General features: G+C 70.4%; 13 protein-coding genes and 1 riboswitch. Of the genes, 8 read left to right on the plus strand and 5 right to left on the minus strand.

Annotation, left to right across the window (positions count from 1 at the left end):
- Positions 1 to 34 precede the first annotated feature (34 nt).
- The gene (locus tag ACQPYK_RS40975; RefSeq protein WP_433244051.1) at positions 35 to 1,720 is read left to right on the plus strand and encodes a heparinase II/III domain-containing protein; all 1,686 of its coding nucleotides are present in this window, start codon (positions 35 to 37) and stop codon (positions 1,718 to 1,720) included.
- Positions 1,721 to 1,858: 138 nt separating this feature from the next.
- Here the strand turns inward: ACQPYK_RS40975 and cimA are convergent, their stop codons facing one another.
- Complete coding sequence (gene cimA / locus ACQPYK_RS40980) at positions 1,859 to 3,436, minus strand: citramalate synthase (protein WP_433244054.1); 1,578 nt, start codon at positions 3,434 to 3,436, stop codon at positions 1,859 to 1,861.
- Between the two features lie 278 nt (positions 3,437 to 3,714).
- Between cimA and ACQPYK_RS40985 the strand changes: the two genes are divergently transcribed.
- Positions 3,715 to 4,368, plus strand: a complete 654-nt coding sequence (locus ACQPYK_RS40985) for an O-methyltransferase (protein ID WP_433244057.1) — start codon at positions 3,715 to 3,717, stop codon at positions 4,366 to 4,368.
- Positions 4,369 to 4,610: 242 nt separating this feature from the next.
- Here ACQPYK_RS40985 and ACQPYK_RS40990 read toward each other — a convergent pair whose 3' ends face one another.
- Together ACQPYK_RS40990 and ACQPYK_RS40995 are read right to left on the minus strand one after the other, a co-directional pair.
- Complete coding sequence (locus tag ACQPYK_RS40990) at positions 4,611 to 5,705, minus strand: branched-chain amino acid aminotransferase (RefSeq protein ID WP_433244060.1); 1,095 nt, start codon at positions 5,703 to 5,705, stop codon at positions 4,611 to 4,613.
- A gap of 174 nt (positions 5,706 to 5,879) precedes the next feature.
- A complete protein-coding gene (locus ACQPYK_RS40995) occupies positions 5,880 to 6,926 on the minus strand; it encodes a 3-isopropylmalate dehydrogenase (RefSeq protein ID WP_433244063.1) in 1,047 nt (348 codons plus the stop codon).
- A 143-nt stretch (positions 6,927 to 7,069) separates the two neighbouring features.
- A riboswitch (cyclic di-AMP (ydaO/yuaA leader) is annotated at positions 7,070 to 7,300 on the plus strand.
- Between ACQPYK_RS40995 and ACQPYK_RS41000 the strand changes: the two genes are divergently transcribed.
- The gene (locus ACQPYK_RS41000) at positions 7,288 to 8,016 is read left to right on the plus strand and encodes a C40 family peptidase (RefSeq protein WP_433244066.1); all 729 of its coding nucleotides are present in this window, start codon (positions 7,288 to 7,290) and stop codon (positions 8,014 to 8,016) included. (Overlaps the previous riboswitch by 13 nt.)
- Before the next feature lie 129 nt (positions 8,017 to 8,145).
- Here the strand turns inward: ACQPYK_RS41000 and ACQPYK_RS41005 are convergent, their stop codons facing one another.
- Positions 8,146 to 9,318 carry an ROK family protein gene (locus tag ACQPYK_RS41005; RefSeq protein WP_433244077.1) on the minus strand — a complete coding sequence of 391 codons (1,173 nt, stop codon included), beginning with the start codon at positions 9,316 to 9,318 and terminating at the stop codon, positions 8,146 to 8,148.
- 117 nt (positions 9,319 to 9,435) lie between these two features.
- On the opposite strand from ACQPYK_RS41005, the gene ACQPYK_RS41010 reads away from it, so the two are divergent.
- The 4 genes from ACQPYK_RS41010 (at position 9,436) to ACQPYK_RS41025 (ending at position 13,347) form a co-directional block, all read left to right on the plus strand.
- On the plus strand, positions 9,436 to 10,527 hold the full coding sequence (locus ACQPYK_RS41010; RefSeq protein WP_433244080.1) for a sugar ABC transporter substrate-binding protein: 1,092 nt from the start codon (positions 9,436 to 9,438) through the stop codon (positions 10,525 to 10,527).
- Positions 10,528 to 11,247, plus strand: coding sequence for an ATP-binding cassette domain-containing protein (locus ACQPYK_RS41015; protein WP_433244083.1), 720 nt, complete (start codon positions 10,528 to 10,530; stop codon positions 11,245 to 11,247).
- A 73-nt stretch (positions 11,248 to 11,320) separates the two neighbouring features.
- Complete coding sequence (locus tag ACQPYK_RS41020) at positions 11,321 to 12,487, plus strand: sugar ABC transporter permease (protein ID WP_433244086.1); 1,167 nt, start codon at positions 11,321 to 11,323, stop codon at positions 12,485 to 12,487.
- Entirely contained in the window at positions 12,484 to 13,347 is an 864-nt protein-coding gene (locus ACQPYK_RS41025; protein ID WP_433244089.1) for an ROK family protein, read from the plus strand. The genes ACQPYK_RS41020 and ACQPYK_RS41025 overlap by 4 nt, the downstream gene beginning before the upstream one ends.
- 274 nt (positions 13,348 to 13,621) lie before the next feature.
- On the opposite strand, the gene ACQPYK_RS41030 is transcribed toward ACQPYK_RS41025, so the two are convergent.
- On the minus strand, positions 13,622 to 14,521 hold the full coding sequence (locus ACQPYK_RS41030; protein ID WP_433244092.1) for a LysR family transcriptional regulator: 900 nt from the start codon (positions 14,519 to 14,521) through the stop codon (positions 13,622 to 13,624).
- Positions 14,522 to 14,600: 79 nt separating this feature from the next.
- Between ACQPYK_RS41030 and ACQPYK_RS41035 the strand changes: the two genes are divergently transcribed.
- Positions 14,601 to 15,863, plus strand: coding sequence for an MFS transporter (locus tag ACQPYK_RS41035; protein WP_433244095.1), 1,263 nt, complete (start codon positions 14,601 to 14,603; stop codon positions 15,861 to 15,863).
- The last annotated feature ends 1 nt before the right edge of the window (position 15,864 follow it).

Here is a 15,864-nt window from a genome sequence, read left to right on the forward strand (position 1 = left end):
TCCGCCCTCTTCGTTCGGCCCGGAAGGAACTGGCGTGCGCCGCCGCACCACAGCACTCACCCTCTCCCTCGTCCTCCTCACGGCCTGCGGCGCGGTGGCCGGCACGGCGGAGGCCGCCGACAAGGTCAAACGCACCGCGCAGTGCCAGGGCGACTGGCTGCCGGCGACCCCGACGGCGCCGGACATCATGAACGGAGAGCTGGAGTTCCTGGGCCTGGCGCCGGTGAAGGTGGGCAAGGACGTCAACTGGCGTACCGACCCCTACCGCAACCGCTCCTGGAGCATGGTCTTCCACTCCCTGCGCTGGATGGGGCGCCTGGTCGCCGACTACGAGAACACCGGGCAGGAGGCCTACCTGACCCGTGCCACCGAGGTCGCCAAGGACTGGGTGGCGGACAACCCCCGCGGCGGCGGCTCCAAGGCCAGCCCCTACGCCTGGCAGGAGCACCCGATCGCGCTGCGCGCCCCCGCGCTGGTCTGCCTCAGCAAGCACGTCAACGCGCCCTGGCTGACCAAGAGCCTTGCCGAGCACGCCAAGATGCTGTCCGACCCACGGCTGTACGAGAAGGGCCACAACCACGGCATCGACCAGGACATCGCGCTGTTCGGCATCGGCTGCCGCTACGGCAACAGCGCGTGGTCCGGCCTCGCCGTCAAGCGGCTGACCGAGACGGTGAAACTCGACGTCGACTCCCAGGGCGTGCTGCGCGAGCAGGCCCCGCGCTACGCGATCTACGTCCACGAGCGGCTCAAGGTCGCGATCGACGAGATCAAGGCGTGCGGCCACAAGGCGCCCGCCGAGATCACCCGGCGGTGGAAGTCGCTGGAGGACTTCATCTCCCACTCCACCCAGCCCAACGGGTTCATGGTCCCGATCGGGGACGGCGGCGCGGACGTGCGGCCGGTCGGATACGCCCGCCCCGACAAGACCGTGCGGGTGTTCGGCAACGGCTACGTCTACGGGCGCACCGCCTGGGACAAGCCCGAGTCGGCGTTCTACTCCATCCGGTTCGGTCCCGGCCTGAAATTCCACGGCCACGAGGATCACCTCGGCGTGACCTACTATGCGCAGGGCCGCGACGTCCTGGTCGACGTGGGCTTCCACTCCTACGAGAACACCGGCTACCGCCGCTGGACCATGTCCGCGCAGGCGCACAACACGCCGTCCGTCGTCGGCGCCGCCTTCCGGAACAGGACGGCCACCACTCTGAGCAGGTCCTCGATCAAGAAGGACCGGCAGAGCTACCGGCTGACCGACCGTGCCTACGGGGTGCCCAGGACCCGTTCGGTGCTGGTCAACCACGAGCAGGACGTGATGGCCGTGCTGGACACGGTCCCCAAGGGCTCCCGGGTCAGCAATCTGTGGCACTTCGCCCCTGAGCTGACGACCGTGTCGAACTCCGGCGGCAAGGTCGTGCTCAAGGACAAGGCGGGCTGGAAGGCGACGCTGGTGCAGGTGTCGATGCCGTCCTGCGAGCCGGTGAGCGGGCTGACGGTGGTCCGCGGCCGGCAGAACCCCTACCAGGGCTGGGTCTCCCCCGCCTACCTGCGCAAGCAGCCCGCCCCCGCGGTCGTCTCCCCCGCCTCCGCTCAGGCGTTGCTGACCGTCGTGGTACCCGGCACCGACAAGCCCTCGGTCTCCTGCGCGGGTGGCAAGGTGAAACTGGAGACCTCCACCGGCGGGGTCAGCTTCCGGGTCAGCGGGGCCGACCTCTCCTGAACTCCCCCGCGGCGGCCCGTCCGGTACGGCGGGCCACCGCGGGGCACGACGGGTCTTCCGACCGCCGGGACGAGGCACGACGGGGCTTTCGACCGGCGCCCGGATACGGCCCGGCCGTGCCTCAGGGGCCGCCGCGGATCAGTCGGCGGAGTGGCCCGCCCGGATCAGCCCGTAGGTGACGGCCTGCTCAAGGGCCTGCCAGGAGGCCTCGATGATGTTCTCGTCGACGCCGACGGTGGCCCACTCGCCGGTCGCGTCGCTGGAGGTGATGAGCACGCGCGTGACCGCGTCGGTGCCGTGGGTACCCTCCAGGATCCGCACCTTGAAGTCGATCAGCTCGACCCCCGCCAGCTCGGGGTAGAGCTTCTCCAGCCCCAGCCGCACGGCCCTGTCCAGGGCGTTGACCGGGCCGTTCCCCTCACCGGTGGCGACGATGCGCTCGCCCTTGGCGTGCAGCTTGACCGTGGCCTCGCTGACCAGCTCGCCGCCGCGGGTCCGTTCGACGATCACCCGCCAGGACTCCACCCGGAAGTGGCGCCTGCGCTCGCCCGCCACGGTGTCGCGCAGCAGCAGCTCGAAGGAGGCGTCGGCGGCCTCGAAGGTGTGACCCTTGGACTCCATGTCCTTGACCCGGTCCACCAGCTCGCGGGAGGTCTCCGGGGACAGCTCGTATCCCAGCTCGCGTCCCTTGAGCTCGACGGAGGCGCGACCGGCCATGTCGGAGACGAGCATGCGCATGTCGTTGCCGACCTGGGCCGGGTCGATGTGCTGGTAGAGGTTGGGGTCCACCTTGATGGCGCTGGCGTGCAGCCCGGCCTTGTGCGCGAAGGCGGAGACGCCCACGTAGGGGGCGTGGGAGTTCGGGGTGACGTTGGTGACCTCGGTGATCGCGTGCGCGATCCGGGTCATGTCGGCCAGCGACTCCTGCGGGACGAGGTCGAAGCCCCGCTTGAGCTGGAGGTTGGCCACGACGGTGAACAGGTTGGCGTTGCCCGAGCGCTCGCCGTAACCGTTGGCGCAACCTTGCACGTGGGTGGCGCCCGCCCGCACCGCGGCCAGGGTGTTGGCCACCGCGCAGCCGGTGTCGTCGTGGCAGTGGATGCCGATCCGGGCGGAGGTCTCCACGGCCGCGTGCACGACCTCGGAGAGCTCGTCGGGGAGCATGCCGCCGTTGGTGTCGCACAGGGCGATGACGGAGGCGCCCGCCTCGGCGGCGGTGCGCAGGACCTCCAGCGCGTAGGCTGGGTTGGACTTGTAGCCGTCGAAGAAGTGCTCGGCGTCGAGGAAGACTCGCTGTCCCTCCGCACGAAGGTGAGAAACCGTGTCGCGGATCATCGCGAGGTTCTCCTGGAGAGTCGTGCGGAGGGCCAGCTCCACGTGCCGGTCGTGACTCTTGGCGACAAGGGTCACGACCGGCGCGCCGGATTCGCGCAGGGCGGCCACCAACGGGTCGTCGGCTGCCTTCACACCGGCTCGGCGGGTCGCGCCGAACGCGGCGAGCTGCGCGTGCTTCAGGTCGAGCTCTGTTTGAGCCCTCCTGAAGAACTCTGTGTCCTTCGGATTGGCGCCCGGCCAGCCGCCCTCGATGAAACCGACGCCGAGGCCGTCCAGGTGGCGTGCGATGGCCAGCTTGTCGACCACCGTGAGGTTGAGGCCCTCCTGCTGGGCGCCGTCACGGAGTGTGGTGTCGTACACATGGAAGCGGTCGTCGGCCATGTCAGTCTCCTTCGCGGGTTCGTTGATTCGCCGCGCGCTCATTCGGCTCTGAGAAACAAAAAAACCCCTCACGGACGTGAGAGGTCTGCGCGCTGGCGGTGTCCCTTGTCAGCCAGCGCGCCTGCCGATAATGAGCAGACCGTAGAACATGATGCTTCGGAGTCTGCCACACGACGACACCATCTGACACATCGATCTCACCATCCGGGATGTACGGCCCGCCGACACGAGGGCACGCCTGCGCCGGGAAACGGGGATCGGTGACGAGAATGGCCCGCATGAAGGCGACTTATCTCGACCCGGCCGTCGGACAGTACCTGCTCGCGCACACCACCCGGTCCGACGACGTCCTCGACGCGCTCGCCGTGGAGACCCGCGAGGCCACCGGCGACAACGCGGTCATGCAGCTCTTCCCCGACCAGGGGCCGTTCCTGACCATGATCACCCAGCTCGGCCAGGCGGAGAACGTGGTGGAGGTGGGCACCTTCACCGGCTACTCCTCCATCTGCCTCGCCCGGGGACTGGGCTCCGGCGGCAGGCTGACCTGCTTCGACATCAGTGAGGAGTGGACGGCGATCGCCCAGCGCTACTGGGACAAGGCCGGGGTCGCCGACCGGATCGAACTGCGGATCGGCCCGGCCGCCGAGCGCCTGCGGGAACTGCCCGCCGGGCAGAGCGTGGACCTGGCGTTCATCGACGCCGACAGGGCCGGACATCCCGTCTACTACGAGCTCCTGCTGTCCCGTCTCGCTCCCGGCGGCCTGATCCTCGTCGACAACACCCTGTGGGGCGGGCGGGTCGCCGACCCCACCGCCGACGACGACGACACCCGGGCCGTCCGCGAGTTCAACGACATGGTCACGGCCGACGGCCGGGTGACCTCGCTGATGCTTCCCATCGCCGACGGGCTGACCATGATTCGAAAGCACTGACGAGATCGACGCGCTCGAGGAAAAGGCCAGGCTGCTCAGCCGGCCCGACGAGGCCGGATACGCCCACGAGGTCTCCGTGAAACCCGGTGAGCCGTTCGGCCTGCCCGCGCCGTGGAATCTCACGATCGACACGGGCAAGCCGATCGAGGAGTAGGTTCCGCGCGAGGAAGGCCCGGCCAGGTGGGAGGCCGGGCTTTCCTCGTGTCCGGGTGTCCTCGTGTCCTCGTGTCCTCGTGTCCGGGTCAGCAGATCTTGTGGACCCAGCTGCGGGCGTCGGGGCGGGAGCCGTACTGGATGCCGACCAGCTCCTCGCGGATCCTGGCGGTGACGGGGCCCGGGGTGCCGTCGCCGATCGTCCAGGCGCGGTCGGCGCCCTTGACCGAGCCGACCGGGCTCACGACCGCCGCGGTACCGCAGGCGAAGACCTCGGTGAGTTCGCCGGACTCGGCGGCCGACTGCCACTCGTCGATCGACAGGCGCCCTTCCTCGGCGCTCAGGCCCAGGTCGGAGGCGAGGGACAGGATCGAGTCACGGGTGATGCCGGGCAGGAGCGTGCCGGTGAGAGCCGGGGTGAGCAGGCGGTCGCCGTAGACGAAGAACAGGTTCATCCCGCCCATCTCCTCGACGTAGCGGTGCTCGTTCGCGTCGAGCCAGACCACCTGGTCACAGCCCTGTTCGACGGCCTGGCGCTGGGCCACGAAGGCCGCCGCGTAGTTGCCGCCGCACTTGGCGAAGCCGGTGCCGCCGGGAGCTGCGCGGGTGTATTCGGTGGACAGCCAGACCGACACGGGCTTGTCGGCGCCGAAGTAGGCGGCCGCCGGGGAGGCGATCACCATGTAGCGGTAGGTCCTGGAGGGGTAGTTGACGCCGAGCGCGGCCTGCGTGGCGATCATGAAGGGACGCAGGTAGAGGCTGTGGCCCGGGGTCGTGGGCACCCACTCGCGATCGGTCTGGACGAGGAGCTCCAGCGACTCGACGAACGTCTCCTCGGGAAGCTCCGGCATGGCCATCCGCGCCGCCGACAGGTTGAACCGGGCGGCGTTGGAGTACGGCCGGAAGGTCGCGATCGCGCCGCTCTCCTGACGGTAGGCCTTCAGCCCCTCGAAGAGCTCCTGGGCGTAGTGGAAGACCGAGGTGGCCGGGTCCAGGCTCAGCGGGCCGTACGGCGTGAGCCGCGCGTCGTGCCAGCCCTCCCCCTCAGTGTAGTCGATCGAGATCATGTGATCGGTGAAGGTCTGTCCGAATCCGGGACTCTCCAGTACCTGCTCACGCTCGGCTGCGGTGCGAGCGTGGTCGGAGAGCTGCACGTCGAAGCTGAGCTTCTGAGCGGTGGTCATGACGGAGATCCTTCTCTTTGTGGCGGTCTGCACCTGAGTCCATTCTGCGATGGACCAGGTAACGGGAAACTACTGCATCTATGTCGGAAACCGGCAGTGCCGGGATAAAAGAAGACGCGCCCGGCGGCTCACGTGAGCCGCCGGGCGCGTCTGAGGTGGGGGAAGGCGGCTTCGTCAGCCGGCTACTCGGGCGGTGATGTCGTCACCGATCTCGTGGGTGGTGCGGCTGGTCCAGCCGGTCTGCCGCTCGAGCAGGTCGTCGGCGACGGCCTGCTCGACCCGGGCGGCCTCGGCGGACAGGCCGAGGTGGTCCAGGAGCATGGCGACCGACAGGATCGTCGCGGTCGGGTCGGCCTTGCCCTGGCCCGCGATGTCGGGGGCACTGCCGTGGACCGGCTCGAACATGCTCGGCGCGGTGCGGTCGGGGTTGATGTTGCCACTGGCCGCCAGGCCGATGCCACCGGCGACGGCGGCGCCGATGTCGGTGAGGATGTCACCGAAGAGGTTGTCGGTGACGATCACGTCGAACCGCTCCGGCTGGCTGACGAAGAACATCGAGGCGGCGTCGATGTGGCAGTAGTCGGTCTGGACGTCGGGATATTCCAGGCTGACCCGATCGAACGTGCGGGCCCAGAGGTCGCCGGCGTAGGTGAGCACGTTGGTCTTGTGGACCAGCGTCAGCTTCTTGCGGGCTCGGCCGAGCGCCTTGTCGAAGGCGTAGCGGACGACGCGCTCGACGCCGAAGGCGGTGTTCAGCGACTCCTGGGTGGCGATCTCGTGCGGGGTGCCGCGGCGCAGCACGCCGCCCGCGCCCGCGTAGAGGCTCTCGGTGCCCTCGCGGACGACGACCATGTCGATGTCTTCGGGACGGGCCTTGCCCAGCGGGGTCTCGACGCCGGGGAAGAGCCTGACCGGGCGCAGGTTGACGTAGTGGTCGAGCTCGAAGCGGAGCTTGAGCAGCAGGTCGCGCTCCAGGATGCCCGGCGGAACGCTGGGGTCGCCGATCGCGCCGAGCAGGATCGCGTCATATCCGCGCAGCTCGTCAAGGGCCGTGTCGGAGAGGACCTCACCGGTCTGGTGGTAGCGCTTGGCGCCGAGGTCGTAGGTGGTGGTCTCCACCTTCGTGCCGACCGCTTCGAGCACCTTCAGGCCCTCGGCGACGACCTCGACTCCGATCCCGTCCCCGGGGATGACTGCCAGGCGAATGTTGCGCGAATCCATGCAGGCACCTTACCGGCCCGTCTCGGTAATCGAACACCCATCTCATCTGACGGACACTTTCCCCTCACTCGGACCCTCTGATCGTTTTGTCCGTTTTTGCGACGTATTGACCCTTTAATGAACTTTCGTTATGGTCCTCTGCATTCGAACCGATGCCTAATCCGCCCAGGTCGTCCCCTCTTTCGGCCTGCGCGGAGCCGGGGAACCACTTCCGGGATCCACGGCCGCCCAGGACATCTCGCTTCGCCCGGCGAAGCCGTGTCCTGAGCCGCCTACACGGGATCCCTTGGGGCGAATCAGCGCTTCTCGCGCCGTAGGGCGGCCTCCACGCCCGAGCCCGACAGCTAACCCGGCCGGCCCTATGGAAGGAACCATCCTGTCCGGCAAACTTTCCCCCCGCGTCCTGTCCCTGATCGTCGCCGGCACCGCCGTGTTCGCGACGCCGGCCGTCGCTTCGACCGCCGTCCTGGCCGACGCTCCCGCTCCGGCCCCCGTTTCCACGCCGGCGCCCGATGCCGTTCCCGCTTCCGCGCCCGATGCCGTTCCCGCACCCGCCCCCGCTTCCGCGCCCGATGCCGTTCCCGCGCCCGCCCCCAAGATCGTGACGCTCACCGGTCCCAAGCTCAAGGAGATCATCGCCAAGCGGACCCCCCTGCCCGCCTGGAAGAAGGCCGTGAAGTGGGCCATGGCCCAGCGCGGCACGCCCTACGTCTGGGGTGGCACCGGCAAGGGCGGCTTCGACTGCTCCGGCCTGATGCTCCGCGCCTACGGCGCCGCCGGGATCCACCTGCCCCGCGTCACCAACGACCAGTACGCAGCCTTCTCCAAGAAGGTCCCCTGGAAGAACCTCCAGCCCGGCGACCTGGTCTTCTTCCACAGTCTCGGCCACGTCGGCATGATCACCAGACCGGGCTACATGGTCCACGCCCCGCAGACCGGCGACGTGGTCAAGGAGGAGAAGCTCGACGCCTGGCGCCGCAGCAGTTTCGCCGGCGCCGTCCGCCCCGACCGTTCAGGCGTCAAGCTCACCGTCCAGCGGGCCAAGGTCGCGGCCGAACCCGCTCCCCCGATGCTTCAGGCCACCGCCTGAGGCCCCCTGAGCAGCGGGGCGCCGCGGGTCCGCCCGCCCGCGGCGCCCCGCCTCGCGCCCCATTCGGGGTCGCCATCAGTGCCGCCCCCTTCAGTGCCGCCCGTTCGGGGCCGTCCGCGCCCGCGCTGTTCAGGCCTGGCGTGCGGCGAAGATGACGTCCCAGGCACGGGCCAGCGCACGGGCGACGGCGCCGAGCAGGACCCCGCTGTCGCCCAGGGTGCTCGCCACCACGGTGGGACGTAGCGGTCCGAGCTCGGCGATCCGGCCGGCGATCGAGTCGCCGAGCAGGTCGAGATTGCGACCGACGCCACCGGTCAGCACGACCACCTCCGGATCCAGGACCGCGGCCACCGCGACGACCAGCCCGCCGATCCGGCGCCCCTCGGCCTCGACGACGGCCAGTGCGACCGGGTCCCCGGCCGCCGCCGCGGCGAACACCTCCTTGGCGGTCGCCAGCCGGAGCCCCGCCGCCCGAGCCTCGCGCACCACGCCGAGCGCGCCGGCCACGGTCTCGGTGAGCCCGTGCTCCAGCGTCTCCTGGTCGGGGGCGAGATCCTCGGCCGCGGGCAGGTAGGAGACCTCTCCCGCGGCGCCGCGCGCCCCGGAGTAGAGCTCGCCGTTGATGACGATGCCCATGCCGACGCCGGTGCCGACGGACACCAGCGCGAAGTGGGACTTCTCCTTGCCCTCCCCGTAGGCGTGCTCGCCGAGGGCGGCCAGGTTGATGTCGTTCTCTATCGCCAGGTCCGTCTCCAGCGCGGCACGCAGCCGGTCGAGCAGGCCGGGACTGCCCCAGCCGGGCAGGTTCGCGGCGAGGTCCAGCCGACCGGCGTCGGGATCGTAGACGCCGGGGCTGCCGACCACCGCGTAGGCGACCGAAGCCCATTCGAGATCGGCCTCGGCCACCGCCGCCTGGGCCAGGTCCCGGACCCGCGCGACCAGGTCGTCCTCGCTTCGCGCGTCGTTGCGGCCGTCACGGCGGCCGACGAAGCGGCCCCGGAGGTCGGCCACCGCCACCCGGATCCAGTCTCGGCCGATGTCGACGCCCGCGACGTGCACGGCACTGGCGTTCATGTCGTAGAGCGAGGTCACCGGGCCCGGACGGCCGGAGACCTCGCCGACCAGATGGACCAGCCCGTCTTCCTCCAGACCGGCCAACGCCGCCGACACGGTGGGTTTGGACAGGCCGGTGACCTTGGCCAGGTCGGCGCGCGAGGCCGGACCGTGTTCGAGGAGCTGGTCGAGAAGACGCCGCTCGTTCATCACCCGCAGCAGCCGTGGATTGCCGAGCTGGCCTCGCACCTTCACTCTCCTCTTGTGATCCCGATGATCCTGCGAAAAGGCTAGCCAACGCTCTTGATAGTAAACTACCTTTCTTACCAATCACGTTCGGGGCGGTACGCGAAAGGACGATGTGCGATGCACCGAGGATGGCTGGCCATTCCGCTGACGGCGGTGGCGCTCGCGACGGCCGCCTGCGGCGGCGGCTCGACCGCTACCACCACTCCCCAGGCCAAGGAGGGCGAGAACGCGGCCACGATCGCGCTCTTCCTCCCCGAGTCGAAGACCACCCGCTACGAGGCGTTCGACCGGCCCCTCTTCGAAGCCAAGGTCAAGCAGCTGTGCCCGGCCTGCAAGCTCCTCTACAGCAACGCCGACCAGGACGCCGCCAAGCAGCAGCAGCAGGTGGAGGCCGCGCTGACCCAGGGCGCGGACGTGCTGGTGCTCGACGCGGTGGACGCGGCGGCGGTGGCGCCGCTGGTCAATCAGGCCAAGCAGAAGAAGATCCCGGTGATCGCCTACGACCGGCTGATCTCCGGCATCGGCTACGACTACTTCGTCTCGTTCAACAACGTCCGGGTCGGCGAGATGCAGGGACAGGCGCTGCTCGACGCGCTCACCGCCAAGGGCACGGTGGCCAAGGGCCAGATCGTGATGATCAACGGCTCTCCCACCGATCCCAGCTCGGCCGACTACAAGAAGGGTGCGCACAACGTCCTGGACGGCAAGGTCAAGGTGGCCCAGGAGTTCGACACCCCCGACTGGAGCCCGGACAAGGCCCAGCAGCAGATGGAGCAGGCGATCACCAAGACCGGGCGCGACACCATCGTCGGCGTGCTGTCGGCCAACGACGGCATGGCGGGCGGCGCCATCGCCGCGATGAAACGGGCCGGCTACAAGGAGCTCCCGCCGATCACCGGGCAGGACGCGGAGCTGGCCGCCGTACAGCGGATCCTCACCGGCGAGCAGTACATGACGATCTACCTGAACATCAGGGCCGAGGCGGAGAAGTCCGCGGAGCTGGCCGTGGCGGTGGCCAGGGGCGACAAGCCCGCCGCCTCCACCACGGTCGACAACGGCACCGCCGGCATCCCCGCCTTCCTCCTCGACCCGATCGCCGTCACGGCCGACAAGATCAAGGACACCATCGTGAAGGACGGGTTCTACAAGGCCTCCGACATCTGCACCGCAGAGGTCAAGAACGCCTGCGCGAAGGCGGGCATCCAGTAAATGATCTCCGCTACCGGTATCACGAAGCGGTACGGCGCGGTCCAGGCGCTCGACGGCGCGAGCCTGGACCTGCACCCGGGCGAGGTGGTCGCGCTGATGGGCGACAACGGAGCCGGGAAGTCCACGCTGGTCAAATCCATCTCCGGGGTCGTCGTCCCGGACGACGGGACGATCACCGTGGACGGCCGCCCGGCCAGGATCGCCAACCCGCACGACGCCCAGGCCCTGGGCGTCTCCACCGTCTACCAGGATCTCGCCCTCTGCGAGAACCTCGACGTGGTCGCCAACCTCTTCCTCGGCTCCGAACGCCGCCGCTGGTCGGTGCTGAGCCACATCCGGATGGAGCGCGCCACCCGCGACCTGCTGGACCAGCTCGACGTGCGGATCCGCGACATCCGGGTGCCGGTCGCCTCCCTGTCCGGCGGCCAGCGCCAGTCGGTGGCCATCGCCCGGGCGCTCGTCGGCGACCCCCGCGTGGTCATCCTCGACGAACCCACCGCCGCACTCGGCGTGGAGCAGACCGCCCAGGTGCTCAGCCTGATCGGACGGCTGCGCGAGCGGGGCCTCGCGGTGCTCGTCATCTCGCACAACCTCGCCGACGTGCGCGCGGTCAGCGACCGCGTGGTGGTGCTGCGCCTCGGGCGCAACGCGGGTGAGTTCGTCACGGCCGAGACCTCGCAGGAGGCCATCGTGGCCGCGATCACCGGAGCCGCGGCATGAGCGCCCTCCGCGACCGCGTGACGAGCGGACCGGACCTGCCAATCATCGAAACGCGGACGGCTGAGGAGATCGCATGACCACGCTCGGCATGCCGTACAGGCTGGAGCGGTTGCGGCAGGGAGATCTGGGCGCGTGGCCCGTGGTCGGCGGGCTGGTCGCCATCGCGGCCGTGTTCGGGTCGCTGAACGAGCACTTCCTGTCCCCGGAGAACCTGACCAACCTGGCCCTGCAGATGGCCGCGACCGGCACGATCGCGCTCGGCATCATCATGGTGCTGCTGCTCGGCGAGATCGACCTGTCGGCAGGCTCGGTCAGCGGGCTGTGCGCGGTCGTGATGACGATCCTGTCGGTACGGCACGGCTGGAACCCGGTGCTCGCGATCGTCGTCGCCGTGGCGGCGGGAGCGGCGATCGGGCTGCTGCACGGGGTGATGCACACGCGGCTGCACATGCCCTCGTTCGTGGTGACGCTGGCCGGGCTGATCGGGTGGCAGGGCCTGCTGCTCTACCTGCTCGGCCAGGGCGGGACGATCAACCTGCCCTTCGACGGGTTCGTGGCCGGGCTCAGCGACACCTGGCTGCCGCCGTGGCTGGCCTGGGTCCTGGTCGTCGTCCTCGCCGGCGGCTACGCGGCTGCGGGTCTGCTGACCAGGCGGTTCCGCGCGGCCGCCGGGTTGCCCGTGGGGCCCGTCCACTGGGTCGCGCTGCGGGTCGGCGGCCTGGCCGTACTGCTGGCCGGGGCGGTGACGGTGCTCTCGGCCGACCGGGGCGTACCGCTGCTGCTGGTCATCTTCGGAGCGCTGGTGATCGGCCTGGACCTGATGCTGCGGCACACCGCGTTCGGGCGCTGGATGTACGCCGTGGGCGGCAACGCCGAGGCGGCCCGCCGGGCGGGCATCAACGTGACGCGGATCCGGGTGCTGGCCTTCGTGCTGTCGTCCGCGCTGGCCGCCCTGGGCGGGATGCTGGCGGCCAGCCGGCTGGCCGCGGTGAACCAGAGCTCGGGCGGCAGCGACATCCTGCTGATGGCCATCGCGGCGGCGGTGATCGGCGGTACCTCGCTGTTCGGCGGCCGCGGTCGCACCTACGCCGCGCTGCTCGGCATGCTGGTCATCCAGTCGATCACCAACGGGATGCTGCTGCTCAACGTGGACTCCTCGGTCCGCTTCATGGTCACCGCCGGCGTCCTCGCGCTGGCCGTGGCCATCGACTCCCTGGCCCGCCGAGGCAGCGCCCGGTGAGCCGCGTCCTGGGCATCGACTTCGGCGGCACCAAGGTCGCCATCGGCGTCTCGGACACCGACGGGCCCCGCCCCGCGGAGACCATCCGGCTGGAGACCGGCGACCGGACGCTGCCCAGGACCCTGGCCGCGGCGCGGGAGCTGCTCGGCTCCCCCGTCGCGGTGGGGGTCTCGACCTGCGGGGTGATCAGGGACGGACGGGTACGGCTCGCGCCGAACATGCCCGGCTGGGAGGGACTGGAGCTGCCCCGGCTGCTCCGTGAGGAGTTCGGGCCCACCCCGGTCCTGATCGACAACGACGTCAACGCCGCGGCGGCGGCCGAGCTCCGGTGGGGGGCGCTGCGCGGCGTCTCCACCGGTCTCTATGTGAACCTGGGCACCGGTCTGGCCGCGGCGCTGGTGGTCGGCGGCCGGGTGGTGGCCGGTGCGCATGGGGCCGCGGGTGAGATCGGTTACCTGCTGGGCTCCGCGGACGAGCCGGGCTTCGCCGAGGGCCGCGCCCCGCTGGAGGAGCGTGTCTCCGGCATCGCCCTGGCCACGCGGGGCTCGGCCCTGCTCGGCCGCCGGGTCACCGCCGCCGAACTGCTCGACCTGCCCGGGGGACCGGCCCGGGGAATCGTGGACGAGGCGCTGGACGTGCTGGCGATGAATGTGGCCAACCTGTGCGTCGTCCTGGACCCCGAGCGCGTGGTGGTGGGCGGCGGGATGATGGGCCGGGCCGAGCTGATCCTGCCGCGGCTGTCGGCCGTCGTGTCACGGGCGGTCCCGTTCCCGCCCGAGATCGAACCCGCCCGTTTCATCCATGACGCTCCCCTGCTCGGCGCCCTCGCCCTGGCCTACGCGACGTCCGGCCCCCGGTAGATTCCGGCGTGGGCCCGGGGGCGGAGCGTACGTCGCTCAAGGCGTCGTGTCCGGCCGAGGCGGGCCGAACGGGGTACGTCACCCAGAGCACCGCGCCCGGCCGAACGGGGTGTACGTCGCTCAGGGCGCCGTGTCCGGCTCGATACGGGCCGGGCGCGGCGCCGGCGGGCCGGCGCCGGCCGGTCAGCTTGCGAGCAGGTCGTCGAGACCGAACCGGTCGACGCCCGACGACGCCGAAGACCTCATCGGCGGAGTTCGGGTGACTCACCCGAGGTCACGAGCCCGGCGATCTCGAGGATTCCGCTGCCGAGATACCCAGGGCGGACAGGAACGCCGCGGCGGCAGGGGCCGGAGGGAAGCGACTCCAGACGAGGTGCTCCGCGCGAGCGGGAGCGTCGCGAAGCCGGAGGACGGACAGATCGGGGAGTTCTGACACGAAGGCGGCGGGCAGCATCCCGATGCCCAGGCCCTGTCGGATCAGGCGAGCCATGAAGTCCACGGTCGTCACTTCGAAGGCGACCTCGCGCCGGACACCGGCCGCTGCGAACGCCTCGTCCGACTGGGCCCGTGCGGCGGTGTCCGGGGGAAAGTCGACGAACGGTTCATCCGACAGCTGGCGCAGGTCCACGCGTTCCTTGTCCGCCAGCGGGTGGCCGGGCGCCACCATGGCGACGAGGTCGCCGCGCGCCAGTTCGCGGCCGCGGACGCCTTTGGGGCGCAAGCCCGGTGGAAGCCCCAGGAAGGCGACGTCCAGGGTGCCCTGCCGCACCCGTTCGACCAGCTCCTCGCTCGCGCCCGAGCGGAGGCTGATCCGCACCTGCCGATGCCGCAGGTGGAAGTGCTTCAGCGCGGTCGGGAGATCGACCGCCGTGACGGTGGGAATGGCGCCGATGGCCAGCCGGCCCCGGATCTCCCCGGCAGCGGCCGCCACCTCGGCGCGGGCTCGTTCGGCGGCGTCGAGAGCCTGGCGGGCCGCGGGGAGGAAGGCCTCGCCGGCGGGGGTCAGCCGGACACGGCGGCTGGTGCGGTCGAACAGCTTGGCACCCAGCTCACGTTCCAGGCGGGCGATCTGGTGGCTCAGCGCGGACTGGACGACCAGGCACTGCTCGGCGGCGCGGGTGAAGTTGCTCGTCTCCGCGACGGCGACGACATAGCGCATCTGCTGAAGCTCCATGGATCAATCGTGATTCACGATCGGTTCGATGACAAACATGCGTTGGACTCATTGATCTGCTGTCGCCGAGGCTGGGGGCATGACGGCGACGAGACCTCACACGAACGGCGGCCTGTCGCGCGGGCTGCTCCTGCTCATGTCGGTGGCGACCGGGCTGGCGGCCGCGGGAAACTACTTCGCGCAGCCGCTGCTTGACCTGATCGGCCGGGAGCTGGGGGTCGGGCCATCGCTGGCGGCGCTGATAGTGACGGCCGCGCAGGGCGGGTACGCGCTGGGGCTGATCCTGCTGGTGCCGCTCGGCGATCTGGTGGAGCGGCGGCGGCTGGCGATGTCGCTTTACGCGGCGACCGCGGTGTTCCTGCTCGTGTCGGCCACCGCTGCCAACGGCACGATGCTCCTGGCCAGTACGGCCCTGACCGCGCTGACCTCGGTGGGAGCGCAGGTGGTGGTGCCGTTCGCGGCGACGCTGGCGGACCCGGCGGAGCGCGGCCGGGTGGTCGGTACGGTGATGACCGGGCTGATGCTCGGTCTGTTGCTGGCGCGGACCGCGTCCGGAGCGTTGTCGGAGCTGGGCGGGTGGCGAACGGTCTACTGGGTGAACGCGGCCCTGATGGCGTTGATGGCCGTGCTGCTGCGTGTCTTCCTGCCCCGGCTCGGCGGAGACGGCGGACGCCTGTCCTACCCGGGGCTGCTGCGCTCGACGGTCGCGATGTTCCGGTACGAGCCGTTGCTGCGGTGGCGGGCGGGGATCGCAGCGTTGAGCCTCGCCTCGTTCAGCGTGCTGTGGACGGCGCTGACCTTCCTGCTGGTGCGGTCACCGTACAACTGGTCGGAGTCGGCTATCGGCCTCTTCGGCCTGGTCGGCGCCGCGGGTGCGCTGACCGCCACGGTGGCGGGGCGGCTGGCCGACCGCGGGCACGTCCAGAGGGTGAGCGGCGCAGGGACGGTCCTGCTGGTGGCGTCCTGGCTGGCCATCGCGGCGGGGGCACGCTCGCTGGCCTGGCTGCTCGCCGGCGTGATCGTGCTGGACCTGGCGCATCAGGCGGTGCTCAACAGCAGCCAGAACGTCATCTACGCGCTCCGGCCCGAGGCCCGCAACCGGATCAACTCCGCATTCCTGACCGTCTTCTTCATCGGCGGCGCGGTGGGGTCCGCGCTGGCTTCGGTGGTCTGGGTGCACGGCGGCTGGACCGGCGTGTGCGTCCTGGGCGCCACCCTCTCGGCCGGGACCGTCGCGCTCTGGGTCCTGGAGCGCATCACCGTCGACCGGGCGGCGGGGAAGCCCCCGAAGGCCTCGGTTCACCAAGGCGATGACCTGACACCGGCCGCCTCGACCAACTAGT

It is taken from the genome of Streptosporangium sp. CA-135522 (genome assembly GCF_050949235.1).
Taxonomy (GTDB): domain Bacteria; phylum Actinomycetota; class Actinomycetes; order Streptosporangiales; family Streptosporangiaceae; genus Streptosporangium.

Bases quoted from the DNA above. Each gene is read 5' to 3' on its own strand.
- cimA (WP_433244054.1), bottom strand. From the start codon at position 3,436: ATGGCCGACGACCGCTTCCATGTGTACGACACCACACTCCGTGACGGC.
- ACQPYK_RS41010 (WP_433244080.1), top strand. From the start codon at position 9,436: ATGCACCGAGGATGGCTGGCCATTCCGCTGACGGCGGTGGCGCTCGCG.
- ACQPYK_RS40990 (WP_433244060.1), bottom strand. From the start codon at position 5,705: ATGACCACCGCTCAGAAGCTCAGCTTCGACGTGCAGCTCTCCGACCAC.
- ACQPYK_RS41035 (WP_433244095.1), top strand. From the start codon at position 14,601: ATGACGGCGACGAGACCTCACACGAACGGCGGCCTGTCGCGCGGGCTG.
- ACQPYK_RS41020 (WP_433244086.1), top strand. From the start codon at position 11,321: ATGACCACGCTCGGCATGCCGTACAGGCTGGAGCGGTTGCGGCAGGGA.
- ACQPYK_RS41015 (WP_433244083.1), top strand. From the start codon at position 10,528: ATGATCTCCGCTACCGGTATCACGAAGCGGTACGGCGCGGTCCAGGCG.
- ACQPYK_RS41030 (WP_433244092.1), bottom strand. From the start codon at position 14,521: ATGGAGCTTCAGCAGATGCGCTATGTCGTCGCCGTCGCGGAGACGAGC.
- ACQPYK_RS40985 (WP_433244057.1), top strand. From the start codon at position 3,715: ATGAAGGCGACTTATCTCGACCCGGCCGTCGGACAGTACCTGCTCGCG.
- ACQPYK_RS41000 (WP_433244066.1), top strand. From the start codon at position 7,288: ATGGAAGGAACCATCCTGTCCGGCAAACTTTCCCCCCGCGTCCTGTCC.
- ACQPYK_RS40995 (WP_433244063.1), bottom strand. From the start codon at position 6,926: ATGGATTCGCGCAACATTCGCCTGGCAGTCATCCCCGGGGACGGGATC.